Below are 18,504 nucleotides of genomic sequence, written 5' to 3'. Positions count from 1 at the left end.
GCGCGACATGATCAGGGGCGGCCGGCACGGGCGCGGCGGGAGGCCGCGCCCGTGCCGTTCTCACTCAGACCCCGGCGGGCTGCTTGCTGCCCACGGTCAGCTCGTAGAGCTCGGCGAAGTAGTCGCCGATGAGCTCCACGAAGGTCGTGAGGTCCTGGTACGCCTGCTTCGGGGTGCCGAACACCTCGACCGCGCGGGCGACCGTACGGAACATCAGCTCGTCGTGGTCGTGCGACTCGTCGAACTCGATGTGGGTCGCGGTGCCCGCGACGAACTCGCGGCCGAAGTCCTCGGCGGCCTTGTTCGTGATGATCGGGTTGTAGCGGTCGGAGTACCACTCGACCAGCCAGTCCCAGACCGTCGTGGGCGCCGGGCCGCGCGAGTCGGCCTCAAGACGCAGGTAACCCATCAGCTTCTTGGTCGACGGGAAGACATCGGTGGCGTCGATGTCCTCCTGGGTGAGGCCGAACTTGAAGAGGTCACGGGTGAACATGCTCTCGTGGCCGAACTCCTCCGCCAGGTACTTGGCGAGGTGGGCGGCGAGGGTGTCGTCCTTCGAACCGACCTTGAAGAGGGCGTAGGTGTCGACCTCGTTGTTCAGCCGGATGCGAAGCACGGTCTCGGTGATGTGACGGATGTAGAAGTCCCGGTCCGTCCACTCGCCGGCGTGCAGCTCGCGCATCTTGGGGACGCGCTGGAACTGCTTCTCGATCAGCTCGGCCGCGAGGTTTTCGAGCTTCTCGCGGTCCAGGGTTTCCGCTGCCACTTGTTTTCCTCCTAGTACCAATGCGCTGCCATGCCAGGGAGACGCCACATACTGCTCCGAATGTGCGGCTCAATGGCGCATTCCCCGTCGATAAGGACGCTAGCAACCGGCGCGGTGGTCGGACAGTGCCAATTCACCATGCTTGGCACCATGGCCCCGCCGGGTGCCAGGACGCGAAAAGGCCGGTGGTCGGCTCGACGGATCGAGCCGGCCACCGGCCGGGAAATACCGGGGTCCGGAGAAACCACCCGCGGGAGAAATCGGGCGGCGTCCGGAGAAACCGTGCGCGAATGGCACGGGGTCGCCGCGGCCCGGCCGGAGATCATCCGGCCGGGGAATGCGGGGAAAGCGGAGGTCAGACGGTGGCGGGGGCCGCCGCGGGCTCGTCCTCAGGCGCCGTCGGGAGCTCCCGCATCGAGCGCAGCGGCGAGACCACCACCGGCAGGACGGCGAAGAGCTCGCCGACCACGCCCACCCACATCGCCGCCCGGACTCCGTACTTCTCGGCCAGCACACCGGCCAGCAGGGCGCCGATCGGCACCACGCCCCAGACCATGAAGCGGATCGTGGCGTTCATCCGGGCCATCAGGTGCTTGGGCGTCACCCGCTGCCGGAAGCTGACCTGGGTGACGTTGTAGATGATGAACGGGATCCAGCCCAGGCCGTGCAGCACGATGCCGAGGGCGAGCCGCCAGTCGTCCTGGTACAGCGGGAGGGCGAGGAACCAGCAGACCGTGCTGGCCACCATGCAGATCCAGATGGCCGGCCCCTGGCCCAGCCGGGCGACCACCCGCTCCGCCAGGACCGCGCCGGCGATGCCGCCCGCCGCCGCGGCGCTGAACACCAGGCCGACCAGCAGCGCCGACAGGTGCAGGGTGTCCGCCAGCAGGACGACCAGCAGGGAGATGCCGATGGTGCCCCACAGGTTGGAGATCGTCGCGGTGGCGGCGATCGGCCGCAGGATCGGGTGGCCGAGCACGAAGCGCAGGCCCTCGCCCATCTCCTTGCGCAGGTTGCTGTCCGGGCGGGGCTCGGCGCGCCGCTCGGGCCGGCGGATCCTGGTCAGGAAGAACGCGGAGCCCAGGAAGCTGACCGAGTTGATCGCGATGGCCAGCGGCGCGCTGAGCACGTTGATGACCGCGCCGGCCAGCCCGGGCCCGCCGACCTCGGCCACCTTGCGGGTCGCTTCGAGCTTGGCGTTCCCCTCGACCAGCTGCTCGTCGGCCACCAGCGACGGCAGCACGCTCTGGTAGGCCACGTCGAAGAACAGGGTGAGCACCGAGGTGCCGAACGTGACGGCGTAGAGCTGCGTCAGCGTGAGCGCGTCGAAGGCGTGGGCGACCGGAATGGAGCCGAGCAGAATCGCGCGGCCCACATCGCCCACGATCATCACCCGGCGGTGCCGCATTCGGTCGACCCAGGCGCCGGCCGGAAGGCCGAGCAGCAGGAATGCGAGGTACTGGAACATCGTGAGCAGTGTCACCTGAAAAGGCGTGGCGTCCAGCTCTTTGATCGCCAGATACGGCAGGGCCAGCAGCGTGACCGCCGAGCCGATCTGGCTGATGGACTGGCCGGCCCAGAGTTGCCGGAAATCGTGGTGGGAAATCAGGCTCTTTTTGGGCGCCGGGCTCGATTGGGACACCAGAGGAGCATGCTGCGCGGCCGGTCGGTCTGTCAACGCGATACCGCCCGGAACTACGCCTGCTGCAAGAGGGCCGTCCCCAGGTCACTGACCGTGTAATTCACCTCGCGCCGGTACCGGTGGCTGGTGACCAGTCCGGCGTCGCGCAGCACCGCGAGGTGCTGGGAGACCGCCCCCAGGCTGAGCCCGGTGCGGGCGGCCAGCTGGGTGGTGGTGGCCGGCGAGGCGGTGCAGGCCAGCAGCTGGGCCCGGCTGCGGCCGAGCAGCCGGGCCAGACCGTCGCCGGCGCTCTCCCGGCGCTCCCAGAGCACCCCGAGCGCCCGGGAGGGGTAGACCGCGCCGGGCGGGGTGGCCCGACGGGCGGTCAGCAGGTGGCAGCGGCCCGCGAAGGCGCTGGGGGTGAGGGTGATGCCCGCGCCGCCGAGGTCGAGCCCGGCGGCCGGGAGGTCCGGCGAGACCAGGCGGTCGCCGACCCAGTGCAGGCTCGGGTGGAGGCCGCCCAGCACCTGCTGGATGCCGTCCTCGGCGAGCTGGCGGGTGCGGTGGGCGATGTCCGCCTCCAGGACGGCGCGGATCCGCGGCCAGTGCGGCTTCACCGCCGCCAGCCACCAGGCGTGCACGGCCTCGGCCAGCTCGGGCAGGGCCCGCTCCGGGTCCTCGGCCAGCAGCCGCTCGAACGGCGGGGTGGTCCGGCCCGGGCAGGCCGGGTCGAGGCCGGCCCGGACCTCCTCCGCGGGGGTGGCCAGCATGATCGCCAGCTCCTCCTCGATCTCGGCCAGCGGGCAGCGCGGCGACGGGGTCAGGAAGGCCGGCCCGTGGTCGCGCCTCGGCAGCAGGGCGGAGAGCGCCGCCGTGCGGACGACCAGCGAGCGGTCCTGCCGCAGCGCCAGCGCCCTTCTGATCCACGGCAGATGGACCACGTGCCGGCCCGGGTCGGCGACCGCCCGGAGGCTGGCGACCGTCTCCCAGAGCGGCGAGATCGCGAACCTGATGTTGACGATGTCGTGCACGCCGAACCGCAGTTCACCCATGGCCTCGTCCTCCGCCCGCCCCTGCGAGGTTTTCGCCCAGACTAAAACAATGGCCGTTCCGGCTCCAGGGTGGTGGTGTTGGCCGCCATGACGCCGCCTCGCACCAGTCTCCTCCGCCATACCGACTTCCGTCGGTTCTGGGCGGCCGACTCGGTGAGCCAGGCGGGCACCGCCGTCACGCTCATCGCCCTGCCACTCGTCGCGATCGGCACGCTGAAGGCCACGCCCTTCCAGGCCGGTCTGCTGGTGACCTTCGAGTACCTGGCCTTCCTGCTCATCGGCCTGCCGGCCGGCGCCTGGGTGGACCGGGTGCGCCGGCGCCGGGTGATGGTCGTCGGCGACCTCGGCCGGGCCGCCCTGCTCGCCTCCGTCCCGATCGCCTCCTGGCTGGACTGCCTGACGCTCCTCCAGCTGTACGGGGTGGCCTTCGGGATGTCGGTCTGCACCGCGTTCTTCGACGCGGCGCACGGCAGCTACCTGCCGCACCTGGTGGAGGACGACCAGCTGGTGGAGGCCAACGTCAAGATCGAGGCCAGCCGCAGCACCATCCAGGTCGGCGGGCCGGGCGCGGGCGGGGTGCTGGTCGGCGCGCTGACCGCACCGGTCGCGATCGTGGTCGACGCGGTGAGCTTCGTCCTCTCGGCGCTCTTCGTGGGCCGGATCAAGCGGCCCGAGGAGCGGCCCGAGATCCACCCGGACGCCAGCCTGCGGGCCGAGATCGGCGAGGGGCTGCGGTTCGTCTTCGGCGACCGGCTGCTGCGCTCGATCACGCTGACCGCGGCGATCTCCAACATGTGCGGCACCATCGGCGCCTCGATGCTGCTGGTGCTGCTGGCCGGCGAGCTCCACCTGTCGCCGTTCCTGTGCGGTCTGGTGTTCACCGCGGAGGCCGTCGGCGGCCTGATCGGGAGCCTGGTCACGGTGCGGATCGTGACCAGGTTCGGCCAGGGGCCGGCGATGTGCGCGGCGATGATCACCAGCGCCGTGCTCTGGCTGCTGGCGCTGCCGATGTACCAGGCCGACTGGCGGTTCGCGGTCGCGCTGGCGCTCCAGGCGCTGGGCTGGGTGGTCTTCATGACCTTCAAGATCACCGGGGTGGCGTTCCGCCAGCAGCTCTGCCCGAAGCCGCTGCTGGGCCGGATGACCGCGACGGTGCGCTTCCTGGTCTGGGGGGCGATGCCGCTGGGCGCGCTGATCGGCGGGGTGCTGGGACAGAGCATCGGCGTCCGCCAGGCGATGTGGGTGGGCGTGATCGGCGAGCTCTTCGCCGTCCTGCCGGTCCTCCTCTCGCCGCTGCGGCGGATGCGCGAACTGCCGGTCGCACCCGCGCCGGCGGGCGGGGCGCCGCTGGCGCTGGCCCCGTGACGCCGGCCCGCCGGCATCAGGCCGCCGCCTGCGTCCGCCGGCTCCCCCGGCCGGTCAGCTGGACCTCCCGCCAGGCCTCCGCGAGGCGCTCGCAGCCCGCGACCAGCGTCCGCTCGTCGGCGACGAAGGGGATCCGGATATGGCTCTCCAGCGTGCCGTCCACGCCGAACCGGCCGCCGGAGAGGATCTCCAGCCCGCGCCGGCCCGCCGCCTGCGCCAGCGGCGAGCCCAGCCTGGCGCCGAGGTCCACCCAGAGCGAGAGCCCGCCGTGCGGCAGCGTGAACCGCCAGTCGGGGAAGTCCCGCGCCAGCAGGTCGACCAGCACCCGGCGGCGCTCCAGCAGCAGCTCCCGCCGCTCCCGCAGCAGGCCGGCGCCGGCCTCCAGCACCCGCAGCGCGATGAGCTGGGTGAGCAGCGAGTTGCCGGTGTCGACGAGGTTGCGCAGCCCGATCAGCCGGGCGATCACCGACTTGGAGGCGCGGATCCAGCCGACCCGCAGGCCGGCCCAGCAGGTCTTGCTCATGGTGCCGATGGTGATGACGTGATCGGGCGTCGACCAGGCGGCCATCGGCGGCGGAAGCTCGCCGCCGTCGAGCGCGAGTTCGCGCAGCGCCTCGTCCACCACCAGGTACGTCCCGGAGCGGCGCGAGGCGTCGACGATCGCGGACCGCGCGGAGTCCGGCATCACCAGGCCGGTCGGGTTGTGGAAGTCCGGCATCAGGTAGGCCAGCCGCGGCGCCTCCTGGCGCAGCGCGGACTTCCAGACGTCGGTGTTCCAGCCGTCGGCGCCGAGGCCCACGGTCAGCAGCCGGCGGCCCAGCGCCCTGGTCAGGTCGAGCACGTTGGGGTACGTCGGGCTGTCGGTCATCACCGCCTCGCCCGGGCGCGACAGCAGGCGGATGAGCAGGCCGAGCGCGTGGTCGGCGCCGGCCGTCACCAGGATCTGGCCGGGGTCGGTCGGCGCACCCCGGCGGGTGAAGTCCTCGGCGATCGTCCGGCGCAGGTCGGCCACCCCCGCCACGTCGTAGCCGAGCAGGTGGGAGTAGCGGCCGAGGTCACCGGCGGCCAGCCGGGTCGCGGTGCCGAGGACGGCCTCCGGCGCGGGCAGCGAGGCCACCGCCAGGTCGATCGACCCGGCGCTGCGGGCCGCCAGCGAGTACGGGGCCCGCGTCCGCCGGCCGGGCTCCGGCAGCCGGACGAACGAGCCCGCCCCGCGGTCGCTCGCCAGGAAGCCCCGCTCACGCAGGATCCGGTAGGCGGCGGTGACGGTGTTGCGGCTGAGCCCGCACTGGACGGCGAAGGTCCGCTCGGCCGGGAGCCGGGCCCCGGCCGGCAGCCGGCCGTCGGAGATCAGCACCTGGAAGGCCTCCGCGAGGTCCGCGTAGGCCGGGCCGGCCGCTCTCCACTCGCCGAGCATCCGCACGACCTGGGAGGCCGTCAGCGCGTAGCTCAACGCGCCGACGGACCGGCGGAGGCGAGGTCCGCTTCGGTCCCGCTGAAGGGGGAGTTCAGCCGGACGCCCACCGAGCAGGGCACCGGACCGGTCCGGGCGGCGGTGGCGTTGGTCAGCATCTCGCCCAGCTGCCGGGCGTTCTCCTCGGTGAGGATGAACTCGATGCGGTCGCACCGCTCGGAGTTCCGGCCGTGCCGGCCGACCAGGACGTGGAGGGAGACGTTGCCCTCCGCGTCGAGCGTGGCCGTGACCGTCCCGTCGACCACTCCGGGGATCACGTCGCTGAACTGGCCCGAATCAATCTGAGGTGTCGTCATCATTGGCTTCCTCTCATCGGTGTGGCGGCACGCGCCGGGGCGCGTCGGGGCGGTCGTCGGCTCAGGCCGGACCGGACTGCGGGAAGTCGGAGGAGTGCTCCGGGGCCAGCTGGGCGCCGGGGCGCAGCGCCACGGCCGCGTGGTTCACGGCGGTGGCGGCCTCGCCGAACCCGACCGAGATCAGCGGGACCCGGCCCTCGTAGGTGCAGCCGTCACCGACCGCGTAGACCTGCGGCAGGCTGGTCCGCATCGCCGGGTCGACCAGGATCTGGCGGTTCTCCAGCTTCAGGCCCCAGTCGGCGATCGGGCCCAGCTGGGAGGAGAAGCCGAGCGCGGCGACCAGCGCCTGGGCGGGCAGCTCCAGTTCGCCCTCGGCCCCCCGGACGGTGACGCCCTCCAGCCGGTCCGCGCCGTGGCAGGCGGTGACCTGGGCGTCGGTGACGACCCGGACCGGGGCGGCGTACAGCTGCTTCACGCTGTGCTCGTGGGCCCGGAAGCTGCCGCGCCGGTGGACGACGGTGACCGACCGGGCGATCGGGGCCAGTGCCAGCGCCCAGTCCACCGCGCTGTCGCCGCCGCCGACGATCACCACGTCACGGTCGCGGTGCTCCTCCAGCCGGGGCACGTGGTAGGCGACGCCCCGGCCCTCGAAGGGCAGCGAGCACGGCAGGGTGCGGGGCACCACGCGGCCGATGCCGGCCGAGATCACCACCGCCCCGGCGAGGACCCGGCTGCCCGCGTCGGTGGTGATCTCCCACCCGGTGCCGTTCGGCGTGAGGGTGGTGGCGGTCTGCCCGAGCAGGTAGCGGGGGTCGAAGGTGGCCGCCTGCTCCAGCAGGTTGTCGACCAACTCCCGCCCCTTGACCGCGACATGGCCGGCCACGTCGTACAGCCGCTTCTCGGGGTACAGCGCGGCGACCTGGCCGCCCGGCTGCTCCAGCGCGTCGATGACCGCGCTGGTCAGGCCGCGGAAGCCGGCGTAGTAGGCGCCGTACAGGCCCGCGGGGCCGGCTCCGACGATGGCGATGTCGACAGTGGACTCGGTGGCTGGCGCCACGGCCGTCTCCTTTGGTGTTCGGAAGCAGGGATGGTCGCGGTCCGGCCGGCCAGGGCGCCGGCCCGGGATCCGGGGCCGGCGGTGCCGGCGCGCTGCGGGCGCCGGGCACGGGAGAAGGCGGGACGGACGCGCGGAGAGCCACCGCGCCGGTGGCTCTCGTCGCACTCACGGCAGCAGCGCGTCGATCCTCGCAACGCCCCTGATCGAGCGTCAAGAAGCCTTGGGTCGGCCATCGTCCGGGACGTCGGCGCGCTGGGCGAGCTCCTCGGCGAAACGGCTCCACTCGCGCGCGAAGCTGCTCGCCAGGTCGGCCACGGCGGCGGCGCAGTGCGGCGGCACGGCGGCGATCAGCTCCTGACCGGTCCGCGCGTCGAAGTCGTGGGTGCCCAGCCAGCGCAGCAGCAGCCGGCCGGATTCGGTGAACCGCAGCGACGGGTCCTTGGCGAGCCGCTCCAGGATGCCCGACCGGTCGGCCGGCTCCGGGGTCCGGGACCGCTGGGCGGTCCGGGCCGGGAGGGCGCGGCGGTCCTGCCGCGGGACCCGGCCGGCCAGCCGGAGCGGGTCCTCGCCCTGCCGCAGCAGCCGGCGCACCTCGTGCGCGGTGCTGGACGAGATGCCGACGGCCTGCGAGATCTCCCGCAGGGTCGCCTCGGGCCGCTCGGTCAGCAGCGCGACCGCGGCCCGGCGCCCCTCGACCGGATCCACCGGACGGATCCGCCCGTCCTGGCCGACCCGGGCGCTCGACTGAGGATTTTCCTCGCTCGACCGGCGCCGGATCGCCCCCACGGTCTTCGGCGACAGCCCGGTGGTGCGGGCGATCGCCCGGTCCGACCAGCCCGGGTGGGAGGCGAGGATCCGGGTGGCCGCCGCCCGGCGGTCCCCCAGGGTCAGCGGGAGGCCGTGCGCCACGTTGGCCTCCACCGAGCGGATGAAGATCTCCTCCTCCGGCCCGTCCACGTACCGCACCCTGATCTGGCGCTCGCCGCGCATGGCGGCGGCGCGCAACCGGTGCATGCCGTCGACCACCCGCCGGGTGGCCCGGTGCACCAGGATCGGGTCGAAGGCCGTCCCGCTCTGGGCAAGCGTCTCGACATGTCCGCTGTCCTCGCCCGCGAGCCGCGGCGAGTCGGCCGGCCTCAACTCCGCGATCGGCACGCTGTTGACCTCGGACGTGACAGCCCCCGTCACTGCCACCACCCCCTTCTCCGCTACAGCCTCATAAGACAGCACCCTTCGATCGCTTGCCAAGTTTGTCAATCTCTTTGGCAGATGCTTGTCAAAGAACCCCAGGTGGGCTACGTTGCCGCTGCGGAGTGATCGGGGGGAAGCCGGCCCGTACCGCCGCCAGGATTCACTGCTGAACAACCCTAGGGAAAGCACGATGAACACACTCCGCCGCACGCTCGCGCTCACCGGACTGGCGGTGGTCCTCGCATTCGGCGCCGCCCAGAGCATCCATGCCCTGACAGCCCACTCGGGCTCCGCCGCCACGGCCGGAAAGGACATCACGATCGTCGTACCGGACGGCAAGGAGGGCGACATCGAGTGGCCGTGAGCCGCTCCGACCAGCCCTGATTCCACTGCGCGCGGGCCCCGGTTGACAGAATTGCCGGGGCCCCGGTGCGGGCTTGACAAATGACGGTGGCGCTGTGGCAGTGTCGTCGCCATGCTCCAGACGTCCCTCCAAACCCTGCCACAGCCCTACTTCGGCATCCGGCTACGGACGATCCGGCAGAACCGAGGCATCTCGCAGGCCCAGCTGACAGGGCCCGGCATGTCCGCCGCCTACCTCTCCCGTCTGGAGTCGGGCAGCCGCCCGCCGACCGACCGCGCGGTGGCCTACCTCTGCGACAAGCTGGACCTGCCGCTCTCGTCGTTCCAGGCCGAACCGACCGACCGCACCGCCGAGACGCTCGCCATGGTGGTCTCCGGGAGCGACGCCGAGGACGCCACCCGGATGCTGCTGGACACCGTGCAGCAGGGCGTCCCGACCCACCCCGCGCTGCGCTGGCAGTCCCTCTGGATGCTGGCCGAGAACCAGCGCAAGAGCGGCGCCCGCCAGGACCAGCAGCGCACCCTGCAGTCGCTCACCGAGCTGAGCGACCAGATCGAACACCCGCATCTGCAGGTCAGAGCCAGGGTCCAGCTCGCCCGATGTCAGAGGACCACCGGCGACGTCCCCGCCGCCCACCGGATGGCCACCGAGGCCTACGCACTCGCCACCGAGCACCAGCTCTCCCGCAGCGACCTGACCCGCACCCTGCTCGTCCTGATCTCCGTCGAGGCCGAGACCGGCCGGCTGGTCGAGGCCCTGGACCACACCGACCAGGTGCTCCGGCTCGTCGACGAACTCCCGGTCACCCTGCGCGCCGAGACGTTCTGGACGGCCGGCAGCATCCGGATCCGCCAGGGCCGGCACGCCGAGGCCGCCGCCCTGCTGGAACAGGCCATGGACCTGCTGGGCGCCGGCAACGAGGAACTCGTGCTCTGGATGCGGCTGAGACTCGCCGCCGCCTCGCTCTACCTGCGGATGGACCCGCGCCGCACCGACCAGGCCGAACGCCGGCTCCGCGAGGCCGCCCCGGCCGTCGAGCTGCTGAACCTGCCGGTCCACCAGCAGGAGTTCCTCACCCTCCGGGCCCACCTGGCCTTCCACCAGGACGACCACCCGGCCGCCCGGGAGCTCTGCGAACGGCTGGGCGACCACCCCGAGCACCTGTCCTTTCGGGACCGCGTCCGGCACCTCATGCTGCGCAACCAGCTGCGCATCCTGAACGGTGAGCGCGACGCCGCCATCCGGGCACTCGAACAACTCGCCCAACAGGCCCAGGAAGCGGCCAACATCGACCTCGCCTCCGAGGTCTGGCGCTCCCTCGCCGTCACGCTGGCCCAGGCCGAACGCCCCGCCTGAGCCGACCGGTCCGCCTTCCGGTCGCCGTCGGTCACGATCCGACCCACCGGTGGAGTACGGACCCCGCTCGAACGTCGCGACGCGATGTGCCGGCGGCCGGAGAACCCGGCTCAGCACTCGCGCACCGCGCCCCCTCGGTGGCCCCCGTGCCGACCCCGCCGGCCGCCACCCGCGCAGCACCCCGCCTCCTCCGCCGTCGCCGTTCCTCGCCGCCGGTCGTCTCGTGCTGCCCCCGCACCGCCCTCACGCTGCCCTCGCGTACTGCCCCGTCGCACGGCTCGCGGTGCCCTTTCGTGCGCTCCCGCGCTCCTCCGCGCTCCCTGCGGCTCCCCCGCCGCCGCGCCGCGCTCCGGAGCGGGAGGACGGCCGGGTGCCTTTTCCCCTCGCCACGGATTCCGTCCTGAATTTGGCGATGATCACACCTAATGCCCATATCCGGAAGATCTCCGGCCACTTAGCACCGTTCCGCGAACCCACGAAGACCGGCATAGCCGACATGTCCCGACGGGCGACATGAGAATTGCCCCGGAATCCCTTCCGAATCCTTGACAGCCGGCCCCGTCCACGCCGCGACAGCCCTGCGGGCCACCGGGGCGGATGCCCCGGTGGCCCGTCCGGTTCGGCGGGTCAGAGCACCGCCGCCGCGGGCCGTTCGGCGGAGCTCGCGGCCCCGGCGGGCTTCAGGACGACGGCCGTGACCAGCAGGGCCAGCGCCAGCAGCCCGGCCGCGACCGCGAAGGCCAGGCGGAACCCGCCGGTCAGCGCCTCGGCCGCGGAGTGTCCGGCACCGCTCAGGGTTCCGGTCCGGGCGGCGGCGAGGGTGGTGAGGACGGCGACGCCGAGGGCCGCGCCGACCTGCTGGGTGGTGTTGAAGAGGCCGGAGGCGGTGCCCGCGTCCGCCGCGCCGGCGCCCGACATGCCCAGCGCGGTCAGGCCGGAGAGCACCAGCCCGCCACCGCCGATCAGCAGCATGGTCGGCAGCAGGTGGACGGCGTAGTCGGCGTCCGCCGGCAGCCGGACGAGCAGCCCGAGCGCGGCGACCAGCAGGGCCAGTCCGGCCATCAGGACGTTGCGCTCGCCGAAGCGGGCGTTCAGCCGGGCGGAGAGGAAGAGCGACACGGCTCCGATGGACACCGCCGCCGGGAGCATGGCCAGACCGGTCGCGGCCGCGCCGTAGCCGAGCACGTTCTGCAGGTAGAGCGCGAGCAGGATCTGGAAGCCGAACATCCCGGAGATCGCGAGGACCTGCACCACGTTCGCCCCGGCGACGGTCCGGGAGCGGAGCATCCGCAGCGGCAGCAGCGGCTGGGCGGCGCGGGCCTGGCGCAGCAGGAAGCCGGCCAGCAGCAGGGCGGCGAGCGCGCCCAGGCCGAGGGTGCGGGCGGAGGCCCAACCGTGCTCGCCGGTACCGACGATGGTGTAGATGCCGAGCATCAGGGCGGCGGTGATCAGCACGGCGCCGAGGGTGTCGGCGCCGGCCCGCAGGCCCGGGCCGCGGTCGGTGTCGAGCACCCGCACCGCGAGCAGCACGGCGGCGAGGCCGAGCGGCAGGTTGATCAGGAAGATCCAGTGCCAGTTCAGGGCCTGGGTGAGGACGCCGCCGAGGACCTGGCCGATCGAGGCGCCGGCCGCGCCGACGAAGCTGAAGGCGCCGATCGCCCGGCCGCGCTCGCCCGGCTCGGGGAAGAGCGTGACGATCATGCCGAGGCTGACCGCGGAGGCCATCGCCCCGCCGACGCCCTGGAGGAAGCGGGCCGCGATCAGCATGCCCTGGCCGGTGGCCACCGCGCAGAGCACCGAGGCGGCGGTGAAGAGGGCGAGCCCGGCGACGAAGACCCGCTTGCGGCCGATCAGGTCGCCGAGCCGGCCGGCCAGCAGCAGCAGTCCGGCGAAGGCGATCAGGTAGGCGTTGACCGTCCAGGTCAGGTCGGCCGACGAGAAGCCGAGGTCCGCCTGGATGGCCGGCAGCGCCACCGTGACGATGGAGCCGTCCAGGATGATCATCAGCATCCCCGCGCAGAGCACCGCCAGGGCGAGCGCACGGGAACGGGCCGAGCCGGCCCGGGTCGGGGCGGGCGCGTCCGGGGCGGATGCGCTCCGGGCCGGTGCGCCCGGGGTGGGCGTGCTGGGGGCGTGCGTGGTCATGGCGGGTCTCCCGGTTCGTCGAGTACCGGGTATGACGCTAGCAGATTGTTTTGTTCAGGACTATCTTTCTCGGGAAGGTCTCTTTCGAGATGCTCAGCTCCGGGAGCGACGGGCTCGCCGGACCGTCCGGTCGCTCTCCACCGGCTCCGCCAGATGCCCGCCCACCAGCTGGGTCAGCGCCGAGACGAAGACCGTCCGCTCGGGCTCGGGCAGCGACTCCAGCACCTCGCGGTGCACCCGGTCGGCGATCGCGGTGCCCTCCTCGACGGCGCGCTCGCCCGCCTCGGTGACCGAGATGATCCGGGCCCGGCGGTCGGTGGCGGACGGGCGGCGCTCCGCCAGGCCCGCCTTCTCCAGCTCGTCCACGGTGACGACCATGGTGGTCTTGTCCAGGTCCGACAGCTCGGCCAGCTGGATCTGGGTGCGCTCGGTCTCCAGCGCGTGGAACAGCACGCAGTAGGCGCGCGGGGTGACCCCGAGCTCGGTGAAGGCGGCCGCCATCCGGGTCGCCAGGACATGGCTGGCGTGGTCCAGCAGGCCGGAGAGGTCTCGGATCCGGCGCACCGGCGGGCTCGTCGTCATACGTCCGAGCGTAGCAAGGCCGTCTGCCGGCAGATGATCCCGTGAACAACGATCCCGCGGGGCGGCGGCCCACGGTACCGGCGGGCGAGGCAGGGCGGCGGGCGCGGCCCGGTCTACGGAATGCCGAGCTCGAACAGCGCGTACCCGGCGTACCAGCCCGCCGCGAGCGTCGGCATCGCGCCCAGGCCCAGCAGGGTGGGCACCTTCACCCGGCGCAGCGCGACCGCCAGCCCGATGAAGAGCGGGAAGGCGGGCAGCAGGTAGCGCGAGATGTTGCCGAAGATCTGGTTGCTGCTCAGCGCGGTGAAGACGGTCAGCAGCGTGTAGACCACCAGGACCAGCGGCGGCCGGATGCGCAGCAGCAGCACCAGCAGCGCGGGCAGGAGCATCAGCAGGGCCACCGCGATCAGGTCGGGCGCGGGGTTGGACTGCCAGAAGTCCCAGTGCCCGGTGATCACGTCCAGGAAGGTGCGCGAGGTGGAGGCGCCCCAGTCGAAGTAGCGGTTCCAGGCACCCCGCTGCAGCTTGAAGTAGCCGCCCCAGTCGCCCATCCGGTAGCCGACCCAGCCGACGTACCAGACCAGGCCCCACGGCGTGATCAGCATCGCGGTCAGCGGTCGCGCGACGCCGTCGGTGCGCCGGACCAGTGCCACCAGCGCGGAGATCGAGACGGCCGCGATCAGCGCGGCCGCGGTGGGCCGGTTGAGGCCGGCCGCGAAGGCGAGCAGGCCGGCGGTGAGCCAGCGGTGGGTCATCACGCAGTAGCAGGCCCAGGCGGAGATGGCGACGAACAACGAGTCCGAGTAGACCGCCCACTCGACGCCCGACCCCGGGAAGAGGCCCCAGATCACCGCCGCGATCACCCCGGCCCGGAACCCGCCGAGCCGCTCGGCGACGGCGAAGACGCCGGCCGCCGCGACGAACGAGGCCACCACCGAGACCGCGATGCCCGACCCGTAGGGGCCGAGCCCGGTGACGGCGCCGACCAGGCGCATCAGCCACGGGTAGAGCGGGAAGAACGCGGCCGAGTTCTCGTAGTAGGTGGCGAGCGGGAAGCCGTGCAGCGGGACCAGCTGCGGGTGGTAGCCGTTCTCGGCGATCCGCTGGTACCAGACGCCGTCCCAGGTGCCGAGCACGTCCCAGGGCTGGGCGCCCCCGCCGCGGCCCGGCTCCTTCCGGAGGAAGTCACCGGTGTGCGAGAGCAGCAGCAGGAGCACGGCCAGGCCGGTGGCCTTCACCACCGCGTACGCGCCGAGCGCGGGCGCGAACCGGTCCACGACGGCGCCGAGGCGGCCCTGCCGCCCGGCCTCGGCCGAGGGGGCGCCGGTGCCGGACGGCTCGGCGCTCGCCGGCTCCGCGCTCGATGTACTCGATGCCGTGCTCATCAGCTCTGGACTCCCGCCCCCGCTCGTGGTCGGCGCGGCCACGATCGTGCCGCCGAGCGAGCCTACGGCACGGGATCGGGCCTCTCCGGCCGACCTTCCGGTGCCGCCCCGGGCCGGTCGCGGACCCGCCCCGGACCGGGCGCGGCCCCGGGCAGCGGGCCGCCGCCGCCCGGGTGGGGCGGCGGCGGGGTGGGCGGGGCGGGTCAGCCGTGCAGGTAGACGATGCCGAGCTTGGTGAGCCGCCAGAGCTGGTTGGCGGCGCCGGTGTCGGCGGCGAGCTCGACCAGGGTGTTGCCCTTGGCGTCGCGGCTGCCGCCGGCGGTGGCGACCTTGGTGCGGTCCTGGGAGTCGGCCAGCTTGTAGAGGCCGTCGCCGGCCGGCTCGAAGACCCAGTGCTGGTTGCCGCCGCCGTTGCAGCCCCACTGCTGGAGCCGGGTACCGGGGGCGGTGGAGCCGGCGTCGGCGTCCAGGCACATGTTCCGGTTGCCGCTGAAGTCGAGCTCGTAGCCGCCGCCCTGCTGGGCCTCCAGGACGAAGGACTGGTTCAGCCCGCCGGTGGGGGTGTAGGTGAGGGCGCCGCGGCCGTTGGTGGAGTCGCCGTAGGTGCCGCCGCCGGAGAAGTCGAGCGCCTTGCCGTCGGCGGCGGAGGTGAGCTGGTACCAGGCGCCGTCCTCCGGCCCGTCGCCGAACGGCTTCCCCGGGGTGAGCGGCTGGATGGAGGTGGTGTTCCGCTGGTCGAGGGTGCAGTAGGCCTGCTGCTGGTCCGGCCTGGCGTAGAACTGGCCGAGGCAGACGCCCTCACCGCGGTAGCCGGCCACCCGCAGGTGGTAGGACTGGCGGACCATGTTCATGCAGAGGCCGGGGATGCCGATCTGCTGGTCGCAGCCGTTGCGGATCCACTCGGCGAGGTTGATCACATCGCCGTTGGTGTACTCGTACGGCGAGCTGGTCCACTCGGCGCAGACCTCGTGGCCGAAGGCGACCCGGCGCTGGTCCAGGTACCGGACACCGGGCACCTGTTCGGCCGCGGCGCGCAGGGTGTCGCTGAAGAGCGGCACCACCCAGTTGTGGCCCCAGGCGAGGTCCTCGGGGAACGCCGGGCAGCCGTCGGCGACCTTGCCGACGTAGTCGTTGCGGCGGATGTCCGGGGTGATCGGGTTGAAGTAGGACTGGTAGACCAGCTGGTAGGCGTTGTCGGCGTAGCCGGCCCGGCGCATGGTCTGCCGGATGTCGCGCAGCGCCGCGACCACCTTGGGCTGGACCGCCCTGGCCCGCTCGGCGATCTCCGCGCTGCCGATGGTGTCGCGGCAGCCCTGGTCCTTGGGGACGGGGAAGTACTGCGCGAGGCAGTGCATCATGATCCCGCTGAAGTCGAAGTCATCGTTGGCGCCGATCGTGACGACGACCATCTTGACGTCGTACCGGCCTGCCACGTCGGCGAGTTGGACGTCCTGCTTGGGCTCGCCGAAGTCCCCGCTGCCGGAGCCGGTGATGGCGGCCAGTGCGGGGTCGCTGACCAGGTCGCCGGTCTGGGCGCCGGAGCAGGCCAGGTCGATCGGGGTGACGTCGGGGATGCCGGTGACGAAGATCTCCGACTTGGGGTGCCGGTGGCAGTAGTTGGTGGGCGAGTCGGTCTCGGGGAAGTAGCCGTCACCGGTGTCGGTGCCGGCGCCCTCCCCGGAGATGGCACTGTCGCCGAGGGCGACGACCGCGGCCGGGCGGCCGGTGGCGGAGGCCGCGGAGGAGGCGCCGGAGTCGGCGAGGGCGGTGGGGGCGCCGACCAGACCGAGGGCGGCGACGAGGGCGCCCGTCGCGAGCAGTGCGCCGTAGGGGGAGCGGCGCGCGACCGACCGGGATCCGCGCGTGCCTGACAGGGGTGACCTGATCACTCGTGACTCCTTGCGGGGTGGGGGACCGCCCGACCGGGGACGCCGGACGGTTCGGAGCAAAGAAAGGTGAGCAGGTCTCATATTCTAGGTACTGACAAGTAACGCAACAAGGCTCCGGACAGCACCGGCCGGGACGCCCCCGGGCCGGGCCCGCGTCCGCCGGCGGCGCCGGAGAACGCGGAGAGCCGCCGCCCCGCGCCCCAGGAGGGAAGCGCGGAACGGCGGCTCGCGCCGGCCGAACCGGGCGTCGGTCAGCCCGCGTTGACGCAGTGGTTGCCGAACGAGGGGTTCAGCAGACCGATGATGTCGATGGTGTTGCCGCAGAGGTTGACCGGAACGTGGACCGGCACCTGGACCTGGTTGCCGGAGATGACGCCGGGGGAACCCGCGGCGACACCCTCGGCGCCGGAGCTGGCCATCGCGGTGCCGGCACCGGCCGCCACGATGCCTACCACGGCGGCACCGACGGCGGCCGTCTTCTTGATGCTCATAGGAGCCTCCTGACTGATCGACAGAACTGCACGGGGAGTGCGACATCTAGAACGACACCCGTCCGGCCCGGTTGCTGCACCGCCCCCTTTGTCACCCGACTGGCCCAACAGGCCCGGGCCTCCCGGCATTCGGGTGATCACCGGACCCGACCGTTTCCCTCCGGCCACTGCCTCGTTCTCCCTCTCGGAACCCGTTCCGCACAGGCCCACGAGACGAATCGAGTACCGCACATGCGCAAGCTCGCCCACGGCGCCCTCGGCACGGCGGCCACCGCCGCCCTGCTGGCCGCCGGCGCCGGCGTCGCCGTCGCCCACCACGCCCACGGCGCGTCCGCCGAGGGCGTCGCGGCCGGCTCGCCCGGGGTGGCCTCGGGCAACCAGTTCGAGATCCCGGTGCACGTCCCGGTGAACCTGTGCGGCAACTCCGTCGACGTCGCCGGCCTGCTCAACCCGGCCTTCGGCAACCACTGCGCGAACGCCTGAGCCGGCGCGGAACGGCCGCCCGGCCCACCGGGCGACCCATCGACTCCGGGAGATCCGCCGCCGGTCCGAGCCCGTCCGGAATCGCTCCTGGTCGCGCGTCTGCGCGAGTTGTTCCCGGCCGTGCGGGAATTCCCCGCGACGCGCGGGTGCAGCGGCGGCCTCCCATCGTCCAAGCCACGGGCGACACGCGCCACTTGGGCCGCCAGAGTGACAATCACGGCAATACCAGAAACCAGCGGGCGATGATTTCCCTTCGCCCGGCTCCCGACTCATTCCATTTACGGTCGGGCAGAAAACGGAGGAAGAACCACATGCGTAACCTCAAGAAGGCCGCCGCCCTGTCCCTCGCCGCCGCCGGCCTGGTCGTCGGCGCGGCCGGCGGCGCGTTCGCCAGCTCCGGTGCCGAGGGCGTCGCCGCCGGCTCCCCCGGTGTGCTCTCCGGCAACCAGATCCAGATCCCGGTGCACATCCCGGTCAACGTCTGCGGCAACTCCATCGGGGTCATCAGCATCCTGAACCCGGCGTTCGGCAACAACTGCGCCAACATCGGCTGAACCGGCGGTCGCCGCACCGGCGACGGCAGTTCCACCGAGTCCGCGCCGCATCCCGCCCCCGGGCGGGGTGCGGCCCGCTCAACCCGTGTGTGATCGAGGAGATCAACCCCCATGCAGAACGTGAAGAAGGCCGCCGTCCTCTCCGCCGCCGCTGCCGGCCTGGTGCTGGGCGCGGCGGGCTCCGCCGCCGCCAGCTCCGGTGCCGAGGGCGTGGCCGCCGGCTCGCCCGGCGTGCTCTCCGGCAACCAGCTGCAGATCCCGGTGCACATCCCGGTGAACCTCTGCGGCAACTCCGTCAACGTGATCGGCGCCCTGAACCCGGCGTTCGGCAACAGCTGCGCCAACGTCGAGGCGCACCCGCAGCCCGCCGACGACTGCTGATCCCCGATCGGCACGCGTACCGGCCGAACTGCCCCCCGTCCAGCCGGTCGGG

The 18,504-nt window shown here is 72.7% G+C and carries 18 protein-coding genes; 6 read left to right on the top strand and 12 right to left on the bottom strand.

What is annotated here, in order from left to right; translation table 11 throughout:
- Positions 1–64: 64 nt before the first annotated feature.
- From ACFWA9_RS06175 to ACFWA9_RS06165, 3 genes are all read right to left on the bottom strand, one after another.
- Positions 65–766, bottom strand: a complete 702-nt coding sequence (locus ACFWA9_RS06175; protein ID WP_352286218.1) for a hypothetical protein — start codon at positions 764–766, stop codon at positions 65–67.
- 355 nt (positions 767–1,121) lie between these two features.
- Positions 1,122–2,408: an MFS transporter gene (locus ACFWA9_RS06170; protein ID WP_352286217.1), complete on the bottom strand. Its 1,287-nt coding sequence runs from the start codon at positions 2,406–2,408 to the stop codon at positions 1,122–1,124.
- A gap of 53 nt (positions 2,409–2,461) precedes the next feature.
- The gene (locus ACFWA9_RS06165; RefSeq protein ID WP_380383582.1) at positions 2,462–3,439 is read right to left on the bottom strand and encodes an ArsR family transcriptional regulator; all 978 of its coding nucleotides are present in this window, start codon (positions 3,437–3,439) and stop codon (positions 2,462–2,464) included.
- Between the two features lie 87 nt (positions 3,440–3,526).
- Here ACFWA9_RS06165 and ACFWA9_RS06160 point away from each other — a divergent pair, with 87 nt between their 5' ends.
- Positions 3,527–4,804, top strand: coding sequence for an MFS transporter (locus ACFWA9_RS06160; RefSeq protein WP_359805103.1), 1,278 nt, complete (start codon positions 3,527–3,529; stop codon positions 4,802–4,804).
- Positions 4,805–4,820: 16 nt separating this feature from the next.
- Here ACFWA9_RS06160 and ACFWA9_RS06155 read toward each other — a convergent pair whose 3' ends face one another.
- The 4 genes from ACFWA9_RS06155 to ACFWA9_RS06140 all read right to left on the bottom strand — a co-directional run bounded on the left by ACFWA9_RS06155 (position 4,821) and on the right by ACFWA9_RS06140 (position 8,819).
- On the bottom strand, positions 4,821–6,257 hold the full coding sequence (locus tag ACFWA9_RS06155) for a PLP-dependent aminotransferase family protein (RefSeq protein ID WP_352286211.1): 1,437 nt from the start codon (positions 6,255–6,257) through the stop codon (positions 4,821–4,823).
- Entirely contained in the window at positions 6,254–6,574 is a 321-nt protein-coding gene (locus ACFWA9_RS06150) for a hypothetical protein (protein WP_329488280.1), read from the bottom strand. The genes ACFWA9_RS06155 and ACFWA9_RS06150 overlap by 4 nt, the downstream gene beginning before the upstream one ends.
- A 61-nt stretch (positions 6,575–6,635) precedes the next feature.
- A complete protein-coding gene (locus ACFWA9_RS06145; protein WP_352286209.1) occupies positions 6,636–7,631 on the bottom strand; it encodes an NAD(P)/FAD-dependent oxidoreductase in 996 nt (331 codons plus the stop codon).
- Positions 7,632–7,841: 210 nt separating this feature from the next.
- The gene (locus ACFWA9_RS06140; RefSeq protein WP_352286207.1) at positions 7,842–8,819 is read right to left on the bottom strand and encodes a ParB N-terminal domain-containing protein; all 978 of its coding nucleotides are present in this window, start codon (positions 8,817–8,819) and stop codon (positions 7,842–7,844) included.
- Positions 8,820–9,012: 193 nt separating this feature from the next.
- Between ACFWA9_RS06140 and ACFWA9_RS06135 the strand changes: the two genes are divergently transcribed.
- Both ACFWA9_RS06135 and ACFWA9_RS06130 read left to right on the top strand, forming a co-directional pair.
- The gene (locus tag ACFWA9_RS06135; protein ID WP_380383576.1) at positions 9,013–9,186 is read left to right on the top strand and encodes a hypothetical protein; all 174 of its coding nucleotides are present in this window, start codon (positions 9,013–9,015) and stop codon (positions 9,184–9,186) included.
- Positions 9,187–9,297: 111 nt separating this feature from the next.
- Positions 9,298–10,542 (top strand): helix-turn-helix domain-containing protein, encoded by a 1,245-nt coding sequence (locus ACFWA9_RS06130; RefSeq protein ID WP_380383573.1) that lies wholly within the window; start codon positions 9,298–9,300, stop codon positions 10,540–10,542.
- 627 nt (positions 10,543–11,169) lie between these two features.
- On the opposite strand, the gene ACFWA9_RS06125 is transcribed toward ACFWA9_RS06130, so the two are convergent.
- The 5 genes from ACFWA9_RS06125 to ACFWA9_RS06105 all read right to left on the bottom strand — a co-directional run bounded on the left by ACFWA9_RS06125 (position 11,170) and on the right by ACFWA9_RS06105 (position 17,034).
- Positions 11,170–12,687 carry a DHA2 family efflux MFS transporter permease subunit gene (locus ACFWA9_RS06125; RefSeq protein WP_380383570.1) on the bottom strand — a complete coding sequence of 506 codons (1,518 nt, stop codon included), beginning with the start codon at positions 12,685–12,687 and terminating at the stop codon, positions 11,170–11,172.
- Positions 12,688–12,780: 93 nt separating this feature from the next.
- Complete coding sequence (locus ACFWA9_RS06120; RefSeq protein WP_380383567.1) at positions 12,781–13,269, bottom strand: MarR family winged helix-turn-helix transcriptional regulator; 489 nt, start codon at positions 13,267–13,269, stop codon at positions 12,781–12,783.
- 113 nt (positions 13,270–13,382) lie between these two features.
- Positions 13,383–14,654, bottom strand: coding sequence for a hypothetical protein (locus ACFWA9_RS06115; RefSeq protein WP_380383564.1), 1,272 nt, complete (start codon positions 14,652–14,654; stop codon positions 13,383–13,385).
- Between the two features lie 203 nt (positions 14,655–14,857).
- Positions 14,858–16,543, bottom strand: coding sequence for an RICIN domain-containing protein (locus ACFWA9_RS06110; protein ID WP_380383561.1), 1,686 nt, complete (start codon positions 16,541–16,543; stop codon positions 14,858–14,860).
- A gap of 251 nt (positions 16,544–16,794) precedes the next feature.
- Entirely contained in the window at positions 16,795–17,034 is a 240-nt protein-coding gene (locus ACFWA9_RS06105; protein ID WP_380383558.1) for a chaplin, read from the bottom strand.
- 231 nt (positions 17,035–17,265) lie between these two features.
- On the opposite strand from ACFWA9_RS06105, the gene ACFWA9_RS06100 reads away from it, so the two are divergent.
- The 3 genes from ACFWA9_RS06100 to ACFWA9_RS06090 all read left to right on the top strand — a co-directional run bounded on the left by ACFWA9_RS06100 (position 17,266) and on the right by ACFWA9_RS06090 (position 18,452).
- Positions 17,266–17,517: a chaplin gene (locus tag ACFWA9_RS06100; RefSeq protein WP_329488292.1), complete on the top strand. Its 252-nt coding sequence runs from the start codon at positions 17,266–17,268 to the stop codon at positions 17,515–17,517.
- Positions 17,518–17,828: 311 nt separating this feature from the next.
- A complete protein-coding gene (locus ACFWA9_RS06095) occupies positions 17,829–18,071 on the top strand; it encodes a chaplin (RefSeq protein ID WP_329488293.1) in 243 nt (80 codons plus the stop codon).
- Positions 18,072–18,182: 111 nt separating this feature from the next.
- Positions 18,183–18,452 carry a chaplin gene (locus ACFWA9_RS06090; RefSeq protein ID WP_329488294.1) on the top strand — a complete coding sequence of 90 codons (270 nt, stop codon included), beginning with the start codon at positions 18,183–18,185 and terminating at the stop codon, positions 18,450–18,452.
- Positions 18,453–18,504: the final 52 nt, after the last annotated feature.

Origin of the sequence: Kitasatospora sp. NPDC059973, assembly GCF_042737525.1 — a bacterium.
GTDB lineage: Bacteria > Actinomycetota > Actinomycetes > Streptomycetales > Streptomycetaceae > Kitasatospora.
Note: the sequence above shows the minus strand (reverse complement) of the source record. Positions and strands in the feature narration are given on the sequence as shown.